The organism is Cyanobium sp. Aljojuca 7D2, assembly GCF_024346415.1.
Taxonomy (GTDB): Bacteria; Cyanobacteriota; Cyanobacteriia; order PCC-6307; family Cyanobiaceae; genus Cyanobium_A.
The window spans coordinates 1-20,742 of sequence record NZ_JAGQCX010000016.1 but is presented as its reverse complement, the minus strand read 5'-3'; the positions used below and the strand labels follow the sequence as shown (position 1 = coordinate 20,742).

At 63.9% G+C, this 20,742-nt stretch carries 23 protein-coding genes and 1 pseudogene; 15 read left to right on the top strand and 9 right to left on the bottom strand.

What is annotated here, in order from left to right; translation table 11 throughout:
* The first annotated feature begins 108 nt into the window (after positions 1-108).
* Positions 109-2,175 (top strand): glycogen debranching protein, encoded by a 2,067-nt coding sequence (locus tag KBY57_RS13305; RefSeq protein ID WP_254996403.1) that lies wholly within the window; start codon positions 109-111, stop codon positions 2,173-2,175.
* Between the two features lie 258 nt (positions 2,176-2,433).
* On the opposite strand, the gene KBY57_RS13300 is transcribed toward KBY57_RS13305, so the two are convergent.
* The gene (locus KBY57_RS13300; protein WP_094561422.1) at positions 2,434-2,577 is read right to left on the bottom strand and encodes a chlorophyll a/b-binding protein; all 144 of its coding nucleotides are present in this window, start codon (positions 2,575-2,577) and stop codon (positions 2,434-2,436) included.
* Between the two features lie 470 nt (positions 2,578-3,047).
* Between KBY57_RS13300 and KBY57_RS13295 the strand changes: the two genes are divergently transcribed.
* The 4 genes from KBY57_RS13295 (at position 3,048) to KBY57_RS13280 (ending at position 6,771) form a co-directional block, all read left to right on the top strand.
* Positions 3,048-4,220, top strand: a complete 1,173-nt coding sequence (locus KBY57_RS13295) for a Fic family protein (RefSeq protein ID WP_254996369.1) — start codon at positions 3,048-3,050, stop codon at positions 4,218-4,220.
* Positions 4,221-4,749: 529 nt separating this feature from the next.
* On the top strand, positions 4,750-5,250 hold the full coding sequence (locus KBY57_RS13290) for a DUF2493 domain-containing protein (protein WP_254996367.1): 501 nt from the start codon (positions 4,750-4,752) through the stop codon (positions 5,248-5,250).
* A gap of 74 nt (positions 5,251-5,324) precedes the next feature.
* On the top strand, positions 5,325-5,951 hold the full coding sequence (locus tag KBY57_RS13285; RefSeq protein WP_254996366.1) for a siphovirus Gp157 family protein: 627 nt from the start codon (positions 5,325-5,327) through the stop codon (positions 5,949-5,951).
* A gap of 91 nt (positions 5,952-6,042) precedes the next feature.
* Positions 6,043-6,771 (top strand): RAD52 family DNA repair protein, encoded by a 729-nt coding sequence (locus KBY57_RS13280; RefSeq protein WP_254996364.1) that lies wholly within the window; start codon positions 6,043-6,045, stop codon positions 6,769-6,771.
* 84 nt (positions 6,772-6,855) lie between these two features.
* Here the strand turns inward: KBY57_RS13280 and KBY57_RS14400 are convergent.
* From KBY57_RS14400 to KBY57_RS13265, 3 genes and pseudogenes are all read right to left on the bottom strand, one after another.
* A pseudogene (locus tag KBY57_RS14400) lies at positions 6,856-6,915 on the bottom strand (hypothetical protein); the annotation flags it as partial.
* Positions 6,916-6,984: 69 nt separating this feature from the next.
* Positions 6,985-7,650 (bottom strand): pentapeptide repeat-containing protein, encoded by a 666-nt coding sequence (locus tag KBY57_RS13270; protein WP_254996362.1) that lies wholly within the window; start codon positions 7,648-7,650, stop codon positions 6,985-6,987.
* The gene (locus tag KBY57_RS13265) at positions 7,650-7,982 is read right to left on the bottom strand and encodes an ArsR/SmtB family transcription factor (protein WP_409996458.1); all 333 of its coding nucleotides are present in this window, start codon (positions 7,980-7,982) and stop codon (positions 7,650-7,652) included. Before KBY57_RS13265 ends, KBY57_RS13270 begins: the two co-directional genes overlap by 1 nt.
* 124 nt (positions 7,983-8,106) lie before the next feature.
* On the opposite strand from KBY57_RS13265, the gene KBY57_RS13260 reads away from it, so the two are divergent.
* The 4 genes from KBY57_RS13260 to KBY57_RS13245 all read left to right on the top strand — a co-directional run bounded on the left by KBY57_RS13260 (position 8,107) and on the right by KBY57_RS13245 (position 11,181).
* Positions 8,107-8,574: a hypothetical protein gene (locus KBY57_RS13260; RefSeq protein WP_254996361.1), complete on the top strand. Its 468-nt coding sequence runs from the start codon at positions 8,107-8,109 to the stop codon at positions 8,572-8,574.
* Positions 8,574-9,599, top strand: a complete 1,026-nt coding sequence (gene acsF / locus KBY57_RS13255) for a magnesium-protoporphyrin IX monomethyl ester (oxidative) cyclase (RefSeq protein WP_254996360.1) — start codon at positions 8,574-8,576, stop codon at positions 9,597-9,599. The genes KBY57_RS13260 and acsF overlap by 1 nt, the downstream gene beginning before the upstream one ends.
* An 86-nt stretch (positions 9,600-9,685) precedes the next feature.
* A complete protein-coding gene (locus tag KBY57_RS13250) occupies positions 9,686-10,480 on the top strand; it encodes an acyl-CoA desaturase (RefSeq protein ID WP_254996401.1) in 795 nt (264 codons plus the stop codon).
* Positions 10,481-10,485: 5 nt separating this feature from the next.
* Entirely contained in the window at positions 10,486-11,181 is a 696-nt protein-coding gene (locus KBY57_RS13245; RefSeq protein WP_254996359.1) for a long-chain fatty aldehyde decarbonylase, read from the top strand.
* On the opposite strand, the gene KBY57_RS13240 is transcribed toward KBY57_RS13245, so the two are convergent.
* Positions 11,174-11,569 (bottom strand): hypothetical protein, encoded by a 396-nt coding sequence (locus KBY57_RS13240; RefSeq protein ID WP_094561473.1) that lies wholly within the window; start codon positions 11,567-11,569, stop codon positions 11,174-11,176. The genes KBY57_RS13245 and KBY57_RS13240 overlap by 8 nt on opposite strands.
* A 97-nt stretch (positions 11,570-11,666) precedes the next feature.
* On the opposite strand from KBY57_RS13240, the gene KBY57_RS13235 reads away from it, so the two are divergent.
* Together KBY57_RS13235 and hemN are read left to right on the top strand one after the other, a co-directional pair.
* Positions 11,667-12,329 (top strand): biliverdin-producing heme oxygenase, encoded by a 663-nt coding sequence (locus KBY57_RS13235; RefSeq protein ID WP_254996358.1) that lies wholly within the window; start codon positions 11,667-11,669, stop codon positions 12,327-12,329.
* 41 nt (positions 12,330-12,370) lie between these two features.
* Positions 12,371-13,729 (top strand): oxygen-independent coproporphyrinogen III oxidase, encoded by a 1,359-nt coding sequence (gene hemN, locus KBY57_RS13230; RefSeq protein ID WP_254996357.1) that lies wholly within the window; start codon positions 12,371-12,373, stop codon positions 13,727-13,729.
* Here hemN and KBY57_RS13225 read toward each other — a convergent pair.
* A complete protein-coding gene (locus KBY57_RS13225) occupies positions 13,726-15,792 on the bottom strand; it encodes a 4Fe-4S binding protein (protein WP_254996400.1) in 2,067 nt (688 codons plus the stop codon). The two genes, hemN and KBY57_RS13225, sit on opposite strands and share 4 nt — an antisense overlap.
* A gap of 147 nt (positions 15,793-15,939) precedes the next feature.
* Between KBY57_RS13225 and KBY57_RS13220 the strand changes: the two genes are divergently transcribed.
* Positions 15,940-16,563 (top strand): Rad52/Rad22 family DNA repair protein, encoded by a 624-nt coding sequence (locus KBY57_RS13220; RefSeq protein ID WP_254996356.1) that lies wholly within the window; start codon positions 15,940-15,942, stop codon positions 16,561-16,563.
* 81 nt (positions 16,564-16,644) lie between these two features.
* Here KBY57_RS13220 and KBY57_RS13215 read toward each other — a convergent pair whose 3' ends face one another.
* The gene (locus tag KBY57_RS13215) at positions 16,645-16,956 is read right to left on the bottom strand and encodes a hypothetical protein (RefSeq protein WP_254996354.1); all 312 of its coding nucleotides are present in this window, start codon (positions 16,954-16,956) and stop codon (positions 16,645-16,647) included.
* Positions 16,957-17,790: 834 nt separating this feature from the next.
* On the opposite strand from KBY57_RS13215, the gene KBY57_RS13210 reads away from it, so the two are divergent.
* Together KBY57_RS13210 and KBY57_RS13205 are read left to right on the top strand one after the other, a co-directional pair.
* Entirely contained in the window at positions 17,791-18,243 is a 453-nt protein-coding gene (locus KBY57_RS13210; protein WP_254996351.1) for a DUF6932 family protein, read from the top strand.
* The gene (locus KBY57_RS13205; protein WP_254996350.1) at positions 18,243-19,259 is read left to right on the top strand and encodes a hypothetical protein; all 1,017 of its coding nucleotides are present in this window, start codon (positions 18,243-18,245) and stop codon (positions 19,257-19,259) included. Before KBY57_RS13210 ends, KBY57_RS13205 begins: the two co-directional genes overlap by 1 nt.
* A 79-nt stretch (positions 19,260-19,338) precedes the next feature.
* Here KBY57_RS13205 and KBY57_RS13200 read toward each other — a convergent pair whose 3' ends face one another.
* Complete coding sequence (locus KBY57_RS13200; RefSeq protein ID WP_094561684.1) at positions 19,339-19,662, bottom strand: hypothetical protein; 324 nt, start codon at positions 19,660-19,662, stop codon at positions 19,339-19,341.
* A complete protein-coding gene (locus KBY57_RS13195) occupies positions 19,655-19,825 on the bottom strand; it encodes a hypothetical protein (RefSeq protein WP_158217084.1) in 171 nt (56 codons plus the stop codon). The genes KBY57_RS13200 and KBY57_RS13195 overlap by 8 nt, the downstream gene beginning before the upstream one ends.
* A 101-nt stretch (positions 19,826-19,926) precedes the next feature.
* On the opposite strand from KBY57_RS13195, the gene KBY57_RS13190 reads away from it, so the two are divergent.
* Positions 19,927-20,565 (top strand): hypothetical protein, encoded by a 639-nt coding sequence (locus KBY57_RS13190; RefSeq protein WP_254996349.1) that lies wholly within the window; start codon positions 19,927-19,929, stop codon positions 20,563-20,565.
* The last annotated feature ends 177 nt before the right edge of the window (positions 20,566-20,742 follow it).

Below are 20,742 nucleotides of genomic sequence, written 5' to 3'. Positions count from 1 at the left end.
CAGGCCTGTCCGGAGGACCTGCTTAACGTTGTGGCAACCAGGCCTGGCGCCTTGACGGTCCAATTCAACAGTCCTGACCTCGCCCAGGCCCCCAATCACCACCTGGGGATCCACATCGGCCATCCCTGGCCGCTGGGCGCAAGCCTGACGGCGCGGGGCGTGAATTTCTCGGTCGTCGCCCCACTGGCGACCCGCATCGAACTGCTGCTGTTTGCCAGCGGAGAGGCGAGCGAACCCCACCGGGTGGTGGAGCTCGACCAGCGGCACCGCTCCGCCGACCACTGGCATGTGGAGGTGGAGGGCCTGGGGCTGGGCTGCTGCTACGGCTACCGGGTGTTTGGACCGCTGCAGCCGGGCGGCCATGGCTTCAACCCATCGAAGGTGCTGCTCGACCCCTGCGCCCGAGCCATCGCCGGCTGGACGACCTACCAGCGGGGCAGCGCCGTGGGGGCAGCTCCCAACACCAGCCAATGCCTCAAGGGGGTGGTGACGGAGCGGGACCGGTTTGATTTCCACCACGCGCCGCGGCCGCGCCACAGCTGGCAGAAGAGCGTGATTTACGAGCTGCACGTGGGCGGCTTCACCCAGGGTCCAGGCTGCCCGGTGCCGACGGAGCAGCAAGGCAGCCTGCTGGGCCTGATCCCCACCCTGCCCTACCTGCGCGAACTGGGCATCACCACCATCGAGCTGCTGCCGGTGATGGCCTTCGACCCCCACGACGCCCCGGCCGGCCGCAACAACTATTGGGGCTACAGCCCCCTGAGCTGGATGGCCCCCCATCCCGACTACCTGGTCGGGAACGACCCCCTGGCCGGCCGCGACCAGGTGCGCCAACTGGTGACGGCCTGCCACCGCGCCGGCATCGAAGTGCTGCTCGATGTGGTCTATAACCACACCACCGAAGGCAACCAGGACGGCCCCACCCTCAGCTGGCGGGGGTTTTGCGACCGTCTCTACTACCAGCAGAGCGCCAAGGGCGACTACCAGGACGTGAGCGGCTGCGGCAACACGATCGCCGCCAACCGGCCCCTGGTGCGCCGGTTGATCCTGGAATCCCTGCGCTGCTGGGCCACCGAATTAGGGGTGGATGGCTTCCGTTTCGACCTCGGCATTGCCCTCAGCCGCGGCGACAACCTGGCCCCCCTGGAGACGCCGCCCCTGTTTGAAGACATGGAAGCCGATCCCGACCTCAGCGACCTCAAGCTGATCAGCGAACCCTGGGATTGCGGTGGCCTCTACCGCCTGGCTGATTTCCCCGCCCGCCGGGTGGCCACCTGGAATGGCCGCTTCCGCGACGACTTGCGCCGCTTCTGGAAGGGTGATGAAAAAACCTGCTGGACCATGGCCCAACGCCTCTCCGGCAGCCCGGATCTGTTCAACCTCACGCCGGTGCACCCCGGCCAGTGCATCACCTTCCTGACCGCCCACGACGGCTTCACCCTGGCCGATCTGGTGAGCTTCAACGGCAAACACAACCTGGCCAACGGCGAAGACAACCGCGACGGCGACAACCACAACAACAGCTGGAACCATGGCGTCGAAGGTCCCAGCAGCGACCACGCCCTCACCGCCCTACGGGAACGCCAGCTGCGCAACCTGCTCACCAGCATGCTGCTGGCCCCCGGGGTGCCGATGCTGCTGATGGGGGATGAGGTGCGCCGCAGTCAGGGGGGGAATAACAACACCTGGTGCCAGAACAACCCCCTCGGCTGGATGCACTGGCAGCCCGACGACGGCGACCTGGCCCTGCGGGTGTTTCTGCAACGCCTGCTGAAGCTGCGGGCCCACCTGGCGGGGTTGTTCAACCCCGAACTCCCCCTCGACGACAAACCCCAGCGGCGCAGCGGCGATCGCGGCCACCTCTGGCGCCAGTGGCACGGGATCGAACGCGACAAACCCGACTGGGCGAACTGGTCGCACACCCTGGCCTGGAGCCTCAACGACAGCCAACAGGGCCCGATAGTGTGGTGCGGCATGAACGCCTACAGCAAGGCCATGCATTTCGAATTACCCAGTTGCCGCGAGGGCTGGCTGCGGGTGATCGATACGGCCCTGCCACCAGGCGAAGACCTACCTGCCACGGCGGAACCCTGGCAACCCAGCGGAGCCCCCCTGCAAAGCCGCAGCCTGATGTTGCTGGTGGCCGCCCCGCTGCTCCGCGGGACAGCTCTCTGACGCCGGAAGGCTGGGCTTAGAACCAGAAGTGGGCGTGATGCGGCCGAGAAGCGGGATCAGCCTCAGTTGGTGAGATCGGGCTGGAGCAGGGCACCCAAAACCCAGGCGCCAAAGAGAGCAATGGTGAGAGCGGCGATCATCGAGTTCTCTGTCCCAGATCGGTGGGACGGCTGAGGACGTAGACCGTCATGCCGGTCAGCACCGCCACCAGGGCGATGAGGGAAGCGATTGCTGCGGTGTAGTCGGTGCTCATGGTGATCAACCCAGACCGAGCTGGGAGAGGATGCTCTGGCCGGTGAGCAGCTCGGTGCCGAGGCCGATCACGAAGCCGAGCATGGCCATGCGGCCATTCCAGGTTTCGGCGAAAGCAACAAAACCGAAGCGGGAGGACGAGTCAGCCATGGGGCGTTTCAGATTGTTACCCCAATTGTAACGGGTTATGAACGGACCAGGCTAGGGGTGGTTTCCGCCTGGCTCCTCGCTTGCACCACAACCAACCAAAGAGCGGGCGCCCATGCCGCGAAGGAGACCCTTCTGGAAGACGAAAGCGGGCGGCGGGAATCGAACCCGCATCATCAGCTTGGAAGGCTGAGCCATAAATCACCCAGTCTCACTGCCACTACTTACTTCTCAACAAGGAAAAAGCCGCATGTGAGATGTTTGGTGAGACGTTTTCCCGTCTAATCCCTTATCAGCACTAGACAGGGGCATCAGACGAGCGGACCAAAGGAAGACCGCGAGACAGCGACTAAGACCGGCGAGACAGCCGCCCATGTGCCCGCCAGGGCCAGCACCAGGCTGACCTTATTTAAAAGAAAGCCCTTTCCCTTGAATAAGCTGAGACGGTATTGAAGGTTTGCGGCTGGGGCTTCATGCGGCGCGACGCCACCGGGCACTCCGAAACCACCAGCACCGCAGGTGAATCCGTAGCTGCTTTTGTGCCGGCACCGCTGCCACCTGATCCCCCCCTGGTGCTGGAGGGGCCGCTGCAGGCACTGCACGAGCGAGCGCTGCTGGCCTGCGGGCGTCTGGATGGAGTCTCCTCGTTGCTCCCCGACCCCGAGCTGTTCCTTTACGCCTACGTGCGGCGCGAAGCCCTGCTCTCCTCCCAGATCGAAGGCACTCAGTCGTCGCTCTCCGATCTGCTCCTGTTTGAACTGGAGGAAGCTCCCGGCGTTCCCTTCGATGACGTGGTGGAGGTCTCCAGCTACGTCGCGGGACTGGAGCATGGCCTGACCCGGCTCAAGGAAGGCTTTCCACTCTCCTGCCGCCTGCTGCGCGAGATCCACAGGCAGCTGCTGGCCCGGGGCCGCGGTGCGGATCGACTTCCGGGTGAGTTCCGCCGCAGCCAGAACTGGATCGGCGGCACCCGACCAGGCAACGCCAGCTTTGTGCCCCCACCTCCAGGACTGGTGGACGAATGCATGGCCACCCTGGAGACCTTCATCCACGGCGGCCTTGAGGGTGAGCACGCCTTGCCGGTGCTGGTGCGCGCCGCTCTGGCCCACCTGCAATTCGAGACCATCCACCCCTTTCTGGATGGCAACGGTCGTCTCGGCCGGCTGCTGATCGTGCTGATGCTGATCGACGCCAGGGTGCTCAGCCAGCCGCTGCTCTACCTCAGCCTGTTCTTCAAGCAGCACCGCAGTCGCTACTACGAGCTGCTGGACGGGGTGCGCCAAAGCGGGGACTGGGAGGCCTGGATCGATTTCTTCCTGGAAGGGGTGGAGAGCACAGCCTCAGCTGCCGTAGCCACGGCCCAGCGGCTGCTGGAGTTGTTTCGCGGCGATGAAGCAAGACTGGTTGGGCTCGGCCGCTCCGGGCCCAGCGTTTGCCAGGGGTATGCGGCCCTGCGCCGTCGGCCTCTGACCAGCATCAACCAACTAGGCCAGCTGAGTGGACTGAGCTTCCCCACCGCCAGCAAGGCACTCGAGACCCTGGTGGAGCTGGGCATCGCCCGAGAGATCACCGGAGGCCGGCGCAATCGCCTGTTCGCCTACGACGCCTACCTGGCGATCCTCAGTGAGGGCACAGAGCCGCTCTGATCCTTCCGTCCTTGGGCGCCACTGCTGTTGCAGGCTGTGCCGCCAGTGTCTACAGACACCCCAGGGCTCCGGTCGTCAGCGGCAGTCCTTCAGCGTGCCACGGCTGTGCCGTGGCGTGCATCGGCCAGCCGCCGCCGCCCTCCGCTCCAGGGCCGGTGATGGGTTAGCGGGCAGGGCGGCTCTCCCGCGGCTGCGGTGGCCGGGCCCTCGCCCGCATCGATGGGGAAGGGGAAGGCCCCCAGTTTCCTCGCGCGGCTGCGCGGTCAGATGGGCATTCAGTGCTGAATCTGGCGGGCCTGCTTATCAGCTTTCAGATCCACCTGCGCATGGCCTTGCTTTCTGTAGATCCGTTGCACTGCAAAGCTTCTGCCCGCTCAAAAGTGCGTTTGTACTGGTAGAATAAGGGCTGCGCCAAAGGCCCTAAGTCCATCGCCTGCGGCAACCTCATCCCCTGGTCTCGCCATCACCGCTGCGTATCGCTGAGCGGTTGTGATGCCCCGATCAGTTGTCACTTACGGCAACTGAATCCATGGCTTTTCTTATTCCATCTAGGCCGGAGATCACTCCGGCTCGGTTTCTGGTGATCGCAGCCGGTGGCGGCCGCAATCTGGCCTGGCCCCATCAGCGGGTCGCCGCTGAGCTGCTCGCCCGCTGTGGCGGCCGGCCCGTTCATCTGGTTCTCCATGGCGGCGCCCGTGGCGCCGATGCCGCCATCGGCCGTGCGGCCCATCAGCTGGGTTGGTCCTCTCTGGTGATGCCGGCCCAGTGGCAGCGCCACGGCCGGGCCGCTGGGCCGATCCGCAATCGCGAGCTCATGGAGCAGGCCATTGCCCGGGCCGAGGCCCACACATCTCCTGGCCACCAAGTCTCCGTGCTGGTGGTGGCCTTCCCGGGTGGTGCCGGCACCGCCTCGCTGGTGCAGCAAGCCAGGCGCATGGCCTCGCGCTCTCCGGTGCCGATCGCCGTGGTGGAGGTCAGGCCCGCTGCAGGGCTGCTGCCTGCGGCTCTCTCCACCGTCGCTTCCCGTTGAAGCCTGTCGCACCGCGAGGTGCACATGGCAGTCCGCGTTTGTTTACTCCTTTCATCCCATCCGCCCTCATCGCCATGCCCGTTCTCACCCCCACCCCCACCCCTGCTCCTGTCGCCGATTCGGTGCCATCAGCGGCTGGCCCTGCCTGCTCCCTCCTGCGTTCCGGCTCCCTCTGGCAGCTGGGCATCGAGGCCCAGGAGCTCACCAGCGCCATCGGCCAGCTGGCCGAGCAGCTGGAAACCGATGACCTGGAGCAGCGCCAGTCCGCTCTCGCTGAGCTGGAAGCGGCCCTCCTGGCAGAGGAAGGCAATAAGGCAGCGCTGGCTGCCAAAGCCGATGCCACCTGCTGGGTGATCGAGCACCTGCGCGGCCAGGCGGCCTACCGCCAGCAGCAGGCCAAGCGCCTCAGCGATCTGGCCCGCTCTGATGCCGGCCGAGCCGATGCCCTGGAGGAGTCCCTGATCTTTGTCCTCACCCAGCTGCAGCCGTCGGCCACCCGCTTCTCCTTCCCCAATCACGAGCTCAGCAGCCGCAAATCCCAGGCGGTGGTGATCGACGACGAAGAGGCCCTCGATCCCGAGTGGCTCACTTTCTCCACCACCAGCAAGCCGGACAAGAACGCCATCAAGGAAGCCCTCAAGGCCGGCCGCCAGATCACCGGCGCCCAGCTGCTCTCTCGCCGCTCCTGGCGAATCCACTGAGGGGGGCAGAGCCCCCCCTCGATATGGGTCTGTTGCAAGAGCGGGCCCATACCCCTTCCACCCAAATCACCACTCACATCTCAGTATTCCCATGAGCACCGCTGTCTTCTCCACCGAGCAGATCGCTGCCCTTTCCGCACCACTCGATCGCGCCAAGGTCCAAACCCGCAGCCAGGCCGGCCGCTCCCTGGCCTACCTGGAGGGGTGGCAAGCGATCGCAGAAGCCAACCGCATCTTTGGCTTTGACGGCTGGCAACGCGAAACCATTGCCGTGCAGTGCGTCTCTGAGCGGGAGCGCACCCTGGGCAGCAGCAGCCGTGCCGGCTGGGGTGTCACTTACACCGCTCGCGTTCGTATCCGTGTCGGGGATGTCATCCGAGAAGGCAGCGGTGCCGGCCACGGCATCGACGCCGACCTGGGCCAGGCCCACGAGTCCGCCCTCAAGGAGGCCGAAACCGACGCCATGAAGCGGGCCCTGATGACCTTTGGCAATCCGTTTGGCCTGGCGCTCTACGACAAACAGCAGCGGGAGGTCACCAGCGCAACCGCTCCCACGTCAGCCCGCCACGCACCGGCGCCTCAGCGCAACAGCGCCGCTGCCGAGCCCACGGCCGAGGTGGGACTGGAGCCCCTCGATCCAGCCACTGTCCAGCAGATCCTCGCCACCGTTCGGGGATTGCCCCGCCCTGCTCTGGAGGGGTTTACCAAGGCATTCCGCAAGCGGTTCCAGGTGCCGGAGGAGGCCGCATCGATCGCCGATCGGATCTGCCAGCGGCGGCACCATGACTGGATCGAGACTTTTTTGGTGTCGCACCGATAGGTGCGCTTGGCAAATCAGCACCGATAGGTGCGCTTGGCCCAGCAGCACCAGGAGCAGGTCGGGTGGGGTGAGTCGTAGAAATCGCGTCGCTACCGCCTCGTCTTCGCTGCTTCCGCTCAGGTCGTGGATCCCAGGCAGATCCACAACTGCGTAGCTGCAACTATTTCGGTTGGGAGCGCCTATGTAGGTGACACCGGGCAGCTGCCCATGCCGTTAGGAGCACGAATCGCGTCTGGACAGCGCCCTTTCCAGCTGGGCACCCTCCAGACGGGTGCCCTCCATGTTGCTGTCCCGCAGATCACACCCCCTCAAGTCGGCCTGCTGCAGATCCGCCTGGCGCAGATCGGCGCCATAGAGGCAGGCACCACGCAGATCGGCACCCCGCAGCTGGGCCCCCTGCAGCAGAGCAAAGCTGAGATCGGCCCCCTGAAAATCGGCGCCGCCCAGATCGGTGAGCTGATCGAGCCCGCTGCGGAAGTCGGCCTCCACCAAACGGGCGTGGTGCCAGCGGCTGCCGGCGGCCACCACGCCGCGCAGGCAGCAGCGGTGCAGGATGGCTTCATTGAAATCAATGCCCTGCAGCCGTGAGCCGGAGAGGTCGGCCTCATGCCACAAGGAGCGCTGGGCCTGGGCTTCCGAAAGGTCGGCGCCCCAGAGCAGGGCCTGCTGGAAGCGGCAGCCCTCCAGCAGGGCCCCGTGGAAGCGCGCCCGGCCGAAACGGGCCTCCTTGAAACAGCTGCCGCGCAGGTCGCAGTTGGATAGGTCCAGATCCACCCCGTCGAGATCCCGCAACCGCAAGCCGGGAAATTGGCGCTGGCCAGCGGCCAGGGCGCTGTTCAGCTCCTCCAGCGTTTGCGGAGACCCATCGCCACCGGCCATCAGAGGAAGGCGGCGAGGGCGTCGAGCTGGTGGCGTCGGGTGGCCAGCAGCAGCTTCTCGGCTTGGCCCAGAAGCTTGAACACTGCTTTGTCGATCACCTCGTAAAACACCAGAGAGCCCTCAGGCCGGCGCTGCACCACTCCGGCGATGGTGAGCAGTTTGAGGTGCTTCGACACCAGGGCCTGACTCAGACCCGTGGCCTCCACCACCGCCGTCACGTTGAGGGGGCCGCCCCGCAGAGCCTCCAGCACCGCTAGCCGGTTGGGCTCGGAGAACACCTTGAAGTAATCGGCCAGGGCTTCCATTGGGGCCTCGGGGAGGGAGGTGGCCAAAAAGACCAATCAAATTTTAACTCATCCTTGTGCTAGCGAATCACCACGAAATCTAGCTACTGCGCAAATTGCGTAACATGATGCCGTTATGACGTTAAGCTGTTGTCCTGTTGTTGCTGCGTCCATGTCGCCTGAGTCCCTCGCGCCTCCCCATCCCTTGCCCCCCGCCGCCGCACCGGCTATGTGGCCGCTGCAGTGGCCCCAGCGGGAGGGACTGTTGGAGCGCCAGCACGACCGTCTCGAAGCACTGCTTGACGATCTGGTCGATCGCCACTGCCTAGCCGACAAGGAGCGCAGTGCTCTGGAGCTGCTCGCTGATCGCCGCGACTGCCTCCTGCTGGTGAGGGGGCTGCGCCTGCACTTACGGCTAGAGGAGCGCTGGCTCGCTCAGCGCGGCTGCCTTTGCCCTGGCCACCGGGCTGCCCACTGCGAGGCCGTCGCTGCCGCTGCTGCCGGCTGGGAGGTTGCCGAAACCCTGCGAGCCGCGCGGCTGCCCTGGCTGATGGAACTCCAGCAGTGGTTTCACGGCCATCGCCACGGGCCCGATGCCCTGGCCTACGCCCGCGCTGCCGCCCTCACCCCCTCCCTCTGATGACCACCTCTGCTCCCCACCTGCGCGAAAACCTGCTCACCCCGCGCTTTTACACCACCGAAATCGAGAAGGCCGCCAAGACCGATCTCGTGGGCCAGCGCGCTGCCTTCGAAGCGATGCTCAACGAGATGGAGGCCGATTACAACCGCGATCACTTCGATCGCAAGGCCCCCCTCGATCGGCTGCAGGCCCTGAATCCAGATGAGAAAGTAGCCTACGAGAGCTATTTAGTGCGCAGCTGCGTGTCGGAATTCTCCGGCTTTCTGCTGTTCAAAGAGCTCTCGCGCCAGCTTCAAAAGGCAGGCCGCCCAGAGTTGAGCCGCCTCTTCAATTTGATGGCCCGTGATGAGGCTCGCCATGCCGGCTTTCTCAACCGGGCCCTGGTGGCCGAGGGTATTGAGATCGATTTGCCGGCTTTGAGCGTCAAGCGGCCGATCACCTGGTTTCCGCTGAGTTGGGTGCTCTATTCGGTGTATCTCTCCGAAAAGATCGGCTACTGGCGCTACATCTTGATCGACCGGCACCTCAAGGCCCACCCCGAGAACGACTTCGCCCCCCTGTTTGATTTCTTTGAGCCCTGGTGTCAGGACGAGAACCGCCACGGCGACATCTTCAATATGCTTCTGCGCTGCTGGCCGGGGTTGCGGCAGGGACTGCGCGGCCGGCTACTGAGTCGCATCTTTCTGTGGAGTGTGTTTCTAACCCACAGCCTGACGGTGTGTGAGCGGGGCAACTTTTACAAGCTGCTGGGCATGGATCCCAGTGGCTTCGATGAAGAGGTGATGCGCAACACCAACCGCACAGCCCGGCGTGCTTTTCCGGTGGTGTTCGATCTGGATGGCCGTGCCTATTTCGAGCTGCGCGATCAGCTGGTGGAGGTGTTCCGGGCTATCAAATCCAGCGCGGAGGAGCCCGCTAGCCCGGCACGGTTGCTGAAGTCTCTCGGCCTGAAGGCCCGCTTTGCAGGCTTGCTCTTGCGCCAGCTCAGCCAGCCGATGGTGCCATCCTCTGGGGCAATCGCGTGAGGGCAGCGACTTCCCTGCCCGCCCTTAGGCAGGGGGTGAAGGTGGTGCCTGGACGCTTGCCGTTCAGCACCGGAACGGTGTTGTTCATGGTGGCGATCCATGCGCTGGCGTTGGTTGCTCTGTTGCCACGCTTCTGGAGCCCAACAGCACTGCTGGTCCTATTGGGGCTGTACTGGCTTACCGCCTGTGTGGGGGTGACCCTGGGTTACCACCGTCTGTTGGCCCACAGAGCTTTTCAGGTGCCCAGGTGGCTTGAGCTGGTTATCGCTACCTGCGGTGCCCTCAGCTGCCAGCACGGTCCGATCGACTGGGTGGGCTTGCATCGCCATCACCACCTGCACTCCGACGATCCAGCTGACCACCACAACAGTCATCTCGGCTTCTGGTGGAGCCACTTCGCCTGGATGCTGCACACCGTGCCAGCCAAGCAGTTCGTGCGCCAACTCACCCCCGACCTGCAACAGATTCCCTACCACCGCTGGTTAAACCGCAACTTTCTGCTGCTGCAGTTGCCCCTGGCGGCCGCTCTCTATGGGCTGGGTCAGGCGACCGGAGCCGGTGGTTGGGCCCTTGTGCTCTGGGGCATTCCCCTCCGCCTGGTGCTTGTCTATCACGCAACTTGGCTGGTCAATTCAGCCACCCATCGGTGGGGCTACGTGAGCCACAGGAGCGGTGATAGCTCCCGCAATAACTGGTGGGTGGCCCTGCTCACCTTCGGTGAGGGCTGGCATAACAACCATCACGCCTACCCCAGTAGTGCCCGCATGGGCTTTCGCTGGTGGGAGCTCGATCTCACCTGGTGGCACATCCAGATGCTGGGCCGACTTGGCCTGGCCCGTCGAATTCGCCTGGCCGCTCCTCTTCACGCCTCCTCCTCATGACTTCCATGCCCTTTGCAGCCCTGCCCGACATCACCAACCCCGCCTACCGCGATGCTTACAGCCGCATCAACGGCATGGTGGTGGTGGGTGAAAATCTTGCCGGTCGTCACTTCCGACTGCTTGCCCGCGCCATTCCAAATGATCAGCAGGAACTGGAGCGACTTGCCGCCATGGAAGGGCGCCACGCCAGCGACTTCATGGGCTGCGGTCGCAACCTTGGAATCAAGCCCGATCTAGGCCTAGCCCGTCTCCTATTCGCCCCACTGCACGAGCTGTTCCTGAGGTGCAACCAGCAGGGCGACCTACCGGGCTGCCTGGTGATTCAGGGCTTGATTGTGGAGTGTTTTGCCCTTTCGGCTTACCACGCCTACCTGCCGGTGGCCGACGCCTACGCCCAGCCAATCACAGCCGCTGTGATCAGCGATGAAGGAGAGCATCTGGGCTACGCGGAGCGCTGGTTGCAAGGCCATTTTGGTGCAGCGCAGGCATCCGCCGGCACGGTCAGCCGCAAAGCCCTGCCGATCACTCTGGCCATCCTGCAGACCCTGGCTAAGGACCTGAAGGCGATCGGCATGGACCCGCACGAGGTGCTCGCAAATTTCAGCGAGCTATTTCTTCAAGCCCTGAAAGCCAGCGGCTTTGATCAAACAGCAGCCAGACGCATCGTTACCAGAGGCCTGGCTGCTGCTGCAACTAGATGATCCAGGCCAGGTCAGCGAGGGGCGCGGGGGAGGGGAGATCAATCGCTTCGCTCATCAGCCAGGCACTGCTGAGCAGCATGGGCCGTAAATCGCCACCCAACCGCAGCTGCAGCCAGACAGCGACGCTGGGATCCAGGATGACAATCCCCTCCGCTGGGACTGGTTGATCGATCCCGCTCCGCCGGCCAACCACACCCAGCATTGAGCTGAGATTCGGCGGGCAGTACCAGAGGCCCGCCTCGCCGATCCCCTGATGACGGCGTCGCTCGAGCATCAGTTCGCGCAGCTGGCCATCCCCGCTGAGCGCTGGGAACGGAGCCACTAGCAACTGCAGCTGGAGGAGATCCGTCAGCGGCGGGCCCGGCTGGGGCTCAAAGGGTATGGCCATGGGGAGCATTGCAACGTTTTGGAAATCACGGAACAGTGTAACAACGGTAGTGGCATATCATTGATTCAGTTTACTCCGCCCGTCCTGGGCAGGTCCGATGCTCTCCTCTCCTTCCCTCTCCACCTCCTCCCAGCAGGGCCAAGTTCTTGGTCCGCGGGTGCGCAAGCTGCACGCCCACATCGGCAAGGCCCACCATCAAGCGGAGGGGATGGAGTTTTCCAGGGCACTGCTGGAAGGCAGAGCCACGCCGCTGCAGCTGGCAGGTCTGCTGAGGGCGCTGCTGCCGGCCTACACCCTGCTTGAGCAGGAGGCCCCCGATTTGGCCACCGCCCTTGGCGCAACGAACATGCCCTGGTCAGATCTGGCCCGCAGGCACGCCTTAGAGCACGACCTGAAGCAGCTCGCCGCATTGCCAGCAACACCGGCATCAGCTGCAGCAGCCAGCTGGCTGGAGCAGATCAAGTTGCTGGCTCGCCAGGCACCCCACCGGCTGATGGCGCACGTTTATGTGCGCTACGGCGGGGATCTCTCCGGCGGACAGCAACTGGGGGGCCAGGCCAACGCCATCCTTAGCCGCCATGGCTTATCAGCACTGAAGTTTTGGTCATTTGAGCAAGAGATCCCTGCCCTAAAAAAAGCCCTGCATGACGGTTTTGAGCAGATGGATCTATCTGAAGCAGAGGAAGAAGAGTTGCTGGATGAAGCCGTAGCGGCCTTCAAGCTCACCCAGAAACTGCTAGCCGAGCTCGCCGAGATTTAAGGCAGCAACTCATCCCAACACCCACCCAACCCCTCACGCCCATGCCCGCCATCGCCCCTGCGCTCAGCCCGATCGAGCTGCTGCACAAGTACAACAAGCCCGTTCCCCGATATACCAGCTATCCCACCGCAGCAGCGTTTGAGATCGGAATTGGAGCAGGGGAGCTCAGCCGGCAACTTGCCCAACCAACCAGCGCCCCACTTTCGCTCTATGTGCATGTGCCCTTCTGCCGCCATGCCTGCTGGTATTGCGGCTGCAACCGGGTGACCACCCAACTCGGCTCCAAGGTGGTGGAGCCATACCTGGCCTCATTGGGGATCGAGCTTGAGCTCCTCAGGGCCGTCATGCCACAACGACGTCGGGTCGCCCAACTGCACTGGGGCGGTGGTACCCCCAACTACCTCAATCAGCAAGAATCCGCCCGGCTCTGGGGATTACTGGAGCAGCACTTCGAGCTCGAGTCCAACCTCGATGCATCCATTGAAGTCAATCCAGAATTCCTCAATCGCGAGGAGGTGCTGCATCTGCGGGGCCTGGGATTTAATCGCATCAGCTTTGGCATTCAGGACGCCAATCCAGAGGTGCAGAAGGCTGTGAATCGAATCGTGCCAGCGGAGCAGTTGCTCCGGGTGATGGGCTGGCTACGGGAAGCGGATTTCAACAGCGTGAATGTGGATCTGATCTGCGGCCTGCCACTCCAGACACCGGAGCGCTTCCGCCAGACCCTGGCACTGGTGCTGCAGTTGCGCCCTGATCGCATCTCCCTGTTCTCCTTTGCCTACCTGCCGGAGCAGTTGCCATTGCAACGCAAAATTGCCGCCAGCGATCTACCCAACCAGCGCGACCGCTTGATGATGCTCGAAGACGCCAAGCAGCTGCTCTGCAGTTCTGGCTACGAGGCTGTTGGCATGGATCACTACGCCCTGAGCGGCGACAGCCTGGCAGAGGCCGCCCGAGCTGGGCTGCTGCATCGCAACTTTCAGGGGTACACAACCGGTGGGGAGCTGGAGCTACTGGGGGTGGGGCCCACCGCCATCAGCCAATTCCCGCACCTATTCACCCAGAACGAACGGGACCTCAAGGCCTACACCCGGGCCCTCGAAGAGGGTCGCCTGCCCGTGGAGCGCGGTCTAGTGGTGAAGGATGCGGAGACCCTGGAGCGGCGCGAATTGATCCGTCAGGTGATGTGCGAATTCGCGGCAACCATCGACCTTGATCGCTTCAGTAGAGAGTGGCAAGAATTGCAGGAGCTGGCCAAAGATGGGTTAGTGAGACTGGAAACCAGCGGTCGGCTTGGCTTGCTCACAGTCACCACCTCGGGCCGCTGGCTGATCCGCAGCATCGCCGCGGTCTTTGACCCGCAACAGCAACAGCGCGCTTCTGGATCCCGCCTGGTTTAAGCCGTCACCAACCAGCGTCCAGCCGCCGCCAGCGCCAGGACCAGAGCCAATCCGCCCCAACGGCTCCAGCCGGCTGGCTGAAAACGGGGGATCAGCATGGCCGTGCCCGCCACTCCAACCAGCACGGCCGCGCTCTGGCAAAAAGCGATCACGTGAGTGTCGGCCCTCCAGTGGGGCAAATCCGGCCAGCCGAAGCTCACCGGCAACAACAGTCCCGCCTCCTGGAGCCCCAGCGGCAGGTGCCGGGCCACCAGCAAAGCCCAGAGCAATGGCAGCAGCAGGTAAAGGGTGCTGGTGGAGAGACCCAGCAGGCGGCGCAATGCCAGCCAGCCAAGGGACGGCAACGCCAGCGCCAGCAGGCCGATAGCAAGGCGCGCCAGCAATGGACCGGCCTGCAAACTCTCGGTCGCCAGCGGCAACCAGCCCAACAGCCGCTGCCAATGATGCAGGGTGACGCCGCCCGCCAGCACCAGGATCAGGCCCGCTTCTCCAGCGGGCAGATCCATCTCCCGCTGGAGATCGGCAGCCGGTGGCCTTAGGCGCAGCTGCACCGAACGATGGGGGCAGGCAGCGGCGCAGGTGAAGCAGAGGACGCAGTTGCGGTTGTCGGTGAGGTGGGCTGGATGGGTGCCAAGTGGACAGCCGGCGGTAGCCAGTCCCTCTCCCACCGCAGGCCCTCCTTTGAAGCAGCCGTAGCTGCTGCAACTGCCACTGCAGGTGCCCGATTGGGCCCGCAATTCAGTCATGGCGAGCTTGGCGAAAAGGCCATTCATGCCACCGACTGGGCAGAGAAAACGGCACCAGAAACGCTTCTCGAAGAGCAAGGAGCCCAGCACCGCACCGGCGGTGATGCCCAGCAGCAGGCAACTGCTGAGCCAGGCGGTGTTCTCCAGATTTGCCAGCTCCTCCCAGAGAAGGATCCCAGCGAAGCCGGCAGCCAGCACGGGCGCGCCCCACTGGTCCAATTCACCCCGCGGCCAGGGCCTGGGCTGCCAACCCAGCCGCCGGGCCAGCCCCTGGATGATCTCTCCCCAAACCATGAAGGGACACACCGCACACCAGAGTCGACCCACCAGGGGGTACGACAACAGAATCAGGGGCCACCACCAAGCCCAGAACAGGTTGAGAGCGCCGTTGTGGTCCCGAGACTGAGGCCCCAGCCACAGCCATAGGTTCACGGCCACAAACAACCAGCTCACCACCCCAAATTTGAGGACAGCCCAAAGCGAGGGCTGACGCAACAGCTGACGCAGGGATGGGCGCCAACGCCAGAGATCAAATCTCAACCGTTGCGGACGATTGGCTGTCCAGAACACGTCCTCAGGCAGCAGCACCCCCTGGGGGCTCTTTTTGTCACTGCCCTGCAGCCGCACCTGTTCCATGGCCCGAGCGATCAAGCCATCCAGCTCGCGCAAGTTGTTGGGAAAGTCGTAGTTCTGGAGTCGCCTCACCACCGCATCACTGACCTGCGGCAGCACCTCCCAACCGGCGCTACGGGCCTGCTGGCGCAGCCCATAGCGCAACCATTCGCCCAGGTCCTGGCGCCGCACCCGCAAAGGCGGCACCCGAATCAGATCGCAGACCTGATCAAAAGCAGGCAGGGCAGCCTCGGCGGTGAAAAACACCCTGCCGCCGAAATGGCGCGGTCTGCTGCCCTCCCCCGCACAGCTCCACTGCCCTGTGCGAGCCAGCTCCAGCAAGCTCAGCTGCAGAGACGGCTGCACCTGGTCGAGCTTGTCGATCAGCAGCGCACCATCTCCGAGGCACTCCAGCAAAGACCCGTCGCCATCACTGCCTGACTGGCCAAACAGGTTGGCGCCATCCGCCCGCAGCGTGGCCCCATCGAGGCGCACCAGCCACTGCCGGCGCGCGGCAGAGCCGAAATGAATCAGGGCCGCGAGGTTGTCCTTCTCCAGCCCCGGCTCGCCGCTGATCAACACGGCGCGCCCGGCGGAGTCAGCAGCAGCCTGGCGAATCTGCTCGCGCAGGCGCTGGGCATAGCGACTGCTGCCGACCACACCACGACGCACCCGACCCAGCAGGTACGGGGCCAGCGTCAACAGGTGATCGGATGAATCCTGTAGCACCAGCGTTACCGATGATGGCCCCTTACACGCTGCCACGTCCAATGCGCAAAGGACATGGCGTGAACGCAGACCGAAGCTCTGCTGCAGCAAGCGTCAGCCTTGACTGGCGGGCAGCGTCAGACCTTGGCCACCCGTTGCGTCACCAATACCGCCCGGGTGCGCGTCACTGTCACTGCCGGTGACCTGACTCTTCTGGTTCGAGAAGGCACCGGCGCCGGCCATGGCATCGACATCGACCTGGGCCAGGCCCACGAATCCGCCCTCAAGGAGTCGGAAACCGACGCCATGAAGCGAGCGCTGATGACCTTCGGGAACCCGTTTGGCCTGGCGCTCTACGACAAAGCGCAGCGGCAGGTCAGCGGCGCAGCGGGTCAGGGAGATGGAGCGCACCGGCCAGGAGGGCAACAGCCTCCCGTGAGCCGGGCGGCTGCTGGCACTCCCTCCCCCACCACTGCATCCCCGGGCCAAGACCGCACACAGACCACGGCCTCGAGCTCACATCCCCCTGCCCCGACCCATCCGGGCCAGATGGCCCTCGATGCCGAGACGATCCAGCACCTCCACAGCACCCTGCGGGCGCTGCCCCGGCCCCAGCTGGAGAGCCTCACCCGGGCCTTCCGCAAGCGGTTCCAGGTGCCAGAGGAGGCGGTGACGATCGCCGATCGGATCAACCAGAAGTGCCACCACGACTGGATTGAGACGTTCCTGGTGTCGCACCGAGAGGTGCGACAAGAAGAGCAGCTGTAGTCACCGGCAGTGGATGGATGGCCGCGTCAGGAGGCTCCAGCTGGAGTGGGGCCTCATCACATCACCTGATCACTGCAACGTTCAGCCAGCTGCACAGATCAGGGACTCGATCGAAAGCTGGGAGAGTTGCTCAGCCACTTGATGCTGGAGTTCCTCACTCTGCTGATTCAGGGGCAACACCTCCAGGCATGGACTCCCACAAGTCAGGTTGATCTCCTGGCCCTTCATCAACGGCAGAACCCTGGGATCCCCAAAGCTCGCGCCGGTCGCAAAGACCAGATGCCGGTCGTGGTCCGCATCAAAGACATACCCCACGACGTACAACGTCCCGTCGGGACTGGTCGCGCTGGTCACCACCTCGTGGAGAAAAGCTCGGGTTGGTTGCGCCGCCATCGCTGGTTCTCCTCTTCAATCGAGGGGGCTGGTGCTGCACCACAGCCGCACCCTTAGGGATGCAGAGCGGTGCGCCGCGTCTTCACTCGATCGCTGTTGGTAGAGCGAAGGGCGGGAGGAACTGAAATGGTCGGGCGGCGTAGAAGGCTCGGAATTACTGGCCATGGGCTGACTGCAGAGTCATGAACAAGGGCCCGCATGGGTAGAAGTAGAGGGCACTAACTCCCCTGGCCTCTCTCATTCCGAAAGACCAGCCCCGCGGTCCTCAAGGTCTAACACCGGGTTTTGGAGGCGGACACCACCGATAGCGTCGAGCGCCTTCACGACTTGCCACATTTGGTGGTAAGCCGTAGGATCGCCCCCTTGTGATCTGGCTCCGAGAGTGTCGTGGCTGGGCATCTCGAGAACCGCCACAACCTGCAGTCAGACCCGAATTTAAGAACCCTTCCAGCACAAGGGATCTCACCTATCTTCAGCAAGGCATTGTGACAGCCGGCGAACTGGCTGCTTTGTAGCGCGTGGCGGGCGGCCCGGAAGAGGTCGTGCCGCGACTCCGCTGCCGCGCCCTAGCCAAGTCGATGGCCCCATGGCGGGCAGGGCACCGGACGTGGCTTGATCTGCCATGGACGACGAAGACGCGGAAACCCAGCTAGCCGGCCGGGTTTCCATCGGAGCCTGTCATCAGCTACCCGGAGCGTGAATGGTTGGGTATAAACCTGGCAATTGCGGCAGCCCATGCCTGGCTACGCCATCAGCACGGCTACCGAAGCTGCATCCTCCGTCGCCCAAGCCGTTTGTGGCCTGTGCACCGAGGCGTCTGTGGCTCGGTAACGAATGCCGATCCCTTCCTTCGATCGGTTTGGCCTGCTGCCTGGTGGCATTCACGAATGCACCATCAAGGAAGTAGAGGTTGACTTGGCCTGGAATGACGAGCGGCGCCGGCTGACCGCACTGCTGCAGGAGTTCATCGCTATTGAACTGACGCCGCGGTTCACGGTGCTTCCTCCGGTTCTCCTCGATGGCAGTTATGTCAGCAAGAAGGCCAGCCCCAACAACATCAACCTGGTGCTCGAGCTCAGCAGCCTCTCCGATGAAGAGCAGTGGGAAGGACAGATTCTGTTTCAGCGGAAAGCCGAACTCTTGGGTTGCTACCAGATCGAGATGCTCCCTGGCCTAAAGGGTCTCAAGCAGGACTTCGTTGATCTGCTGCAGACCCTGCGCCCCCAGACAGCCTTCGAGAAGGGGCTGCACCACGGCCACCGCAAGGGCGTGTTGAGGTTGATCTGATGGGTAGCTGGATCGACGCGATAGAGGCCAAGGCCCGGATCATTCACCAGGAGCTACAGGCCGCGCGGGAACTGGCCAGGCGCATGGGTCAGGAGCCTGAGGAGATCACCAGTGCCTACATGGAAATGCTGGCCAAGCTCTACCGCGAGGACTTCTCCTATGCCCTGCTGGCCGACAACGCTGATCTGATCGCCCGCTACCGGGGCCCCGGTGTCGCCCATCGAGAGCCACCGATCTCGCTGGTGACCACGGTGTTCAAGTCGCTCAGGGGGGAGATCCAGAAGGTTGCCAAGGTGATCGCTGGGATGGAGGAGAAGAAGGTGCGCTGGCCGGCCGATCTCGACCCCCAGCTGGCGGGAGTGACCTACGGCAGCCTGGTGGTGGGCATGCGGGTGCCACGGCCTGGAGATGTGGGTGCCGACGGCCAGGCGGTGCTGCCCGGGGTGAGCGATGACCTCTACCGGGCGGTGCAGACGGCGGTGCAGAGCCTGCCGGCGATTCCATGCCTGATTCAGGACGGCCAGATCAGCGATGAGATCTACGAGCAGTTCCCCGATCCCGCCGTGCGCGACACGGTGATGGTGGCGGCCAGGCGCCTGGCACCCTCAGCCCAGAACAAGGCGATCAGTGAGCTGTTCCTCAGCGGCCCGCAGCCCGATGAAAATCTGGGCCCGGCTCAGCCCCTCACCAAGCAGAGCCGCCAGATCATTGGCCGCAGCCTCAATACACCCAGCAGCCGGCGCCTCAAAAGCAACGGAGAGTTCGAGGGCGTGGTGCGGGAGGTGGATCTCGATGCCCGCCGCTTTGAGATCCGGGGTCGGGGGGCCAGCAGCGGCATGCGCTGCATCTACGAGCCCCTCTACGACGGCGACATCATCGGCCTGCTCAATGCCGCCATACGTGTGAAGGGCAGCTACGAAGCAGCGGCTGATGAACAGCCCAGGCTGGTGCGGGTGGAGCAGATCACGGTGACTAGACGGCCCGGTCAACAGCTGGAGCTCGAGGTCGAGTCCTAGTCCCGCTAAAAGAGTTTCGAGCCTAAGCGAGTGTTATTTCTAAAGAGACTCCCGATGCAATTGGCCAGCAGCATGGGGATCAGCGGCTCTTGACGCAGTAGTTGCCTGATGAATACCAGCCCAACGGGCAGGACTTGCCGGTCTTCTGGATCGCTTCGCGGTCGTTGCTGGGGCTGCTGAGGCAGTAGTTGCCCGAGGCATAGAAGCCCAGGGGGCAGGAGCTGCCGGTCTTCTCGATGGCACCGCGGGTGTTGCTGCTCTTGCTGGGCACGCAGTAGCTGCCGGAGCTGTAGTAGCCGAGGGGACAACCTCCCACTTTCGGGAGGGGCTGCACCGGCTGCTGGGCCAGCACTGCGCCGGCACTCACCAGCACCCCGGCGGCGATCAACAGGGTCTTACGCATCGCTGGTGGGCATTGCCAATTCATCGAGCAGGCGGCTCACCAGGTCACGACGGCTGCGCAGCCCCCACTCCTTGCGCAACTCATCCAGCCAAACCAGGGTGGATTGGCGCAGCTCAAGGGTCACCCGCACATAGGGATCATCGCTGGATTCGTCGGGGGACATTTGCCGGTGGCTGGGAGTTCCAACGATCGGTCTGATGCTGCTCTTGTGCAAGAGCAATGGGAGCAGACTTGAGCAACCAACAGCCGAGGGGCCACCAGGCGATGCCCATCAACACCCGGATGGAGAGCTGCCTGGCTGAGGAGCGCGGGGCAATGGTCTTCTGGTCACCGGACGTGCAGCAGCGCAAGCCGGGCAGCAAAGTTCAGATCATTGATGTTTTCTCCCTGCAGGTCGTAACCGGCTACACCCGTGATCCCCAAGGTCGGTTGTTGCTGGAGTCCCAGCCATCCGTGGCTGCTGGCCGCAACTGGAGTCTGGCCAAGGCAGCTCAGTTGATGCGTAATGACGCCAGGCCCCACCGCTGGGTAGCTCTGCAGCTCAACAAGCAGGCCTGGGGGCTGTTCTGGGCTGGTGGTGGGCTCCAGCGCTGCCGTGAGTTGCTATCCCAGAAGGTCCCTGCATCGGACATTTCCAGCGCACTGGTTGCGGCCACCCCAGAAGCCCTGTTGCGACTGGTTCTAGATCTTGGCGCTGATCAGTCCAGCCCTATTCGTAGCCCTGCTGCAAAACCTGCCAAAGATCAGCACAAGGGGGCGTGGCGGATCATCGCTTGGACATCACTGGCCTGGCTGACTGCCCTTGGTATGACCATTGCAGGCTTCCTCACCGCGTTAGAGCGTCAGGACCGCAAGTTGGAGCTGCTGCTCGAGCGCACAGCCCCAGGTTCCGTCATGCGTTGAGCCATTCAGCATTCCGGCTCTGCTCTGCTGTTGCGGTGTTGGGCTTGGGTCAGGGCCGACTGAAAGTCAGGCACAAGGCAGCTGGCGCGGCCATGCTGGTGCCGGTTTTGTCGGGACTGCTCCCGTCCGTTGGCCCATTCTGTTGCCAGTGCTGATCTGATCGCCTTCCTGCAGGCC

Bases quoted from the DNA above. Each gene is read 5' to 3' on its own strand.
- KBY57_RS13300 (WP_094561422.1), bottom strand. From the start codon at position 2,577: ATGGCTGACTCGTCCTCCCGCTTCGGTTTTGTTGCTTTCGCCGAAACC.
- KBY57_RS13295 (WP_254996369.1), top strand. From the start codon at position 3,048: ATGCGGCGCGACGCCACCGGGCACTCCGAAACCACCAGCACCGCAGGT.
- KBY57_RS13290 (WP_254996367.1), top strand. From the start codon at position 4,750: ATGGCTTTTCTTATTCCATCTAGGCCGGAGATCACTCCGGCTCGGTTT.
- KBY57_RS13285 (WP_254996366.1), top strand. From the start codon at position 5,325: ATGCCCGTTCTCACCCCCACCCCCACCCCTGCTCCTGTCGCCGATTCG.
- KBY57_RS13280 (WP_254996364.1), top strand. From the start codon at position 6,043: ATGAGCACCGCTGTCTTCTCCACCGAGCAGATCGCTGCCCTTTCCGCA.
- KBY57_RS13270 (WP_254996362.1), bottom strand. From the start codon at position 7,650: ATGGCCGGTGGCGATGGGTCTCCGCAAACGCTGGAGGAGCTGAACAGC.
- KBY57_RS13260 (WP_254996361.1), top strand. From the start codon at position 8,107: ATGTCGCCTGAGTCCCTCGCGCCTCCCCATCCCTTGCCCCCCGCCGCC.
- acsF (WP_254996360.1), top strand. From the start codon at position 8,574: ATGACCACCTCTGCTCCCCACCTGCGCGAAAACCTGCTCACCCCGCGC.
- KBY57_RS13250 (WP_254996401.1), top strand. From the start codon at position 9,686: ATGGTGGCGATCCATGCGCTGGCGTTGGTTGCTCTGTTGCCACGCTTC.
- KBY57_RS13245 (WP_254996359.1), top strand. From the start codon at position 10,486: ATGCCCTTTGCAGCCCTGCCCGACATCACCAACCCCGCCTACCGCGAT.
- KBY57_RS13240 (WP_094561473.1), bottom strand. From the start codon at position 11,569: ATGGCCATACCCTTTGAGCCCCAGCCGGGCCCGCCGCTGACGGATCTC.
- KBY57_RS13235 (WP_254996358.1), top strand. From the start codon at position 11,667: ATGCTCTCCTCTCCTTCCCTCTCCACCTCCTCCCAGCAGGGCCAAGTT.
- hemN (WP_254996357.1), top strand. From the start codon at position 12,371: ATGCCCGCCATCGCCCCTGCGCTCAGCCCGATCGAGCTGCTGCACAAG.
- KBY57_RS13215 (WP_254996354.1), bottom strand. From the start codon at position 16,956: ATGGCGGCGCAACCAACCCGAGCTTTTCTCCACGAGGTGGTGACCAGC.
- KBY57_RS13210 (WP_254996351.1), top strand. From the start codon at position 17,791: ATGCCGATCCCTTCCTTCGATCGGTTTGGCCTGCTGCCTGGTGGCATT.
- KBY57_RS13205 (WP_254996350.1), top strand. From the start codon at position 18,243: ATGGGTAGCTGGATCGACGCGATAGAGGCCAAGGCCCGGATCATTCAC.
- KBY57_RS13200 (WP_094561684.1), bottom strand. From the start codon at position 19,662: ATGCGTAAGACCCTGTTGATCGCCGCCGGGGTGCTGGTGAGTGCCGGC.
- KBY57_RS13195 (WP_158217084.1), bottom strand. From the start codon at position 19,825: ATGTCCCCCGACGAATCCAGCGATGATCCCTATGTGCGGGTGACCCTT.
- KBY57_RS13190 (WP_254996349.1), top strand. From the start codon at position 19,927: ATGCCCATCAACACCCGGATGGAGAGCTGCCTGGCTGAGGAGCGCGGG.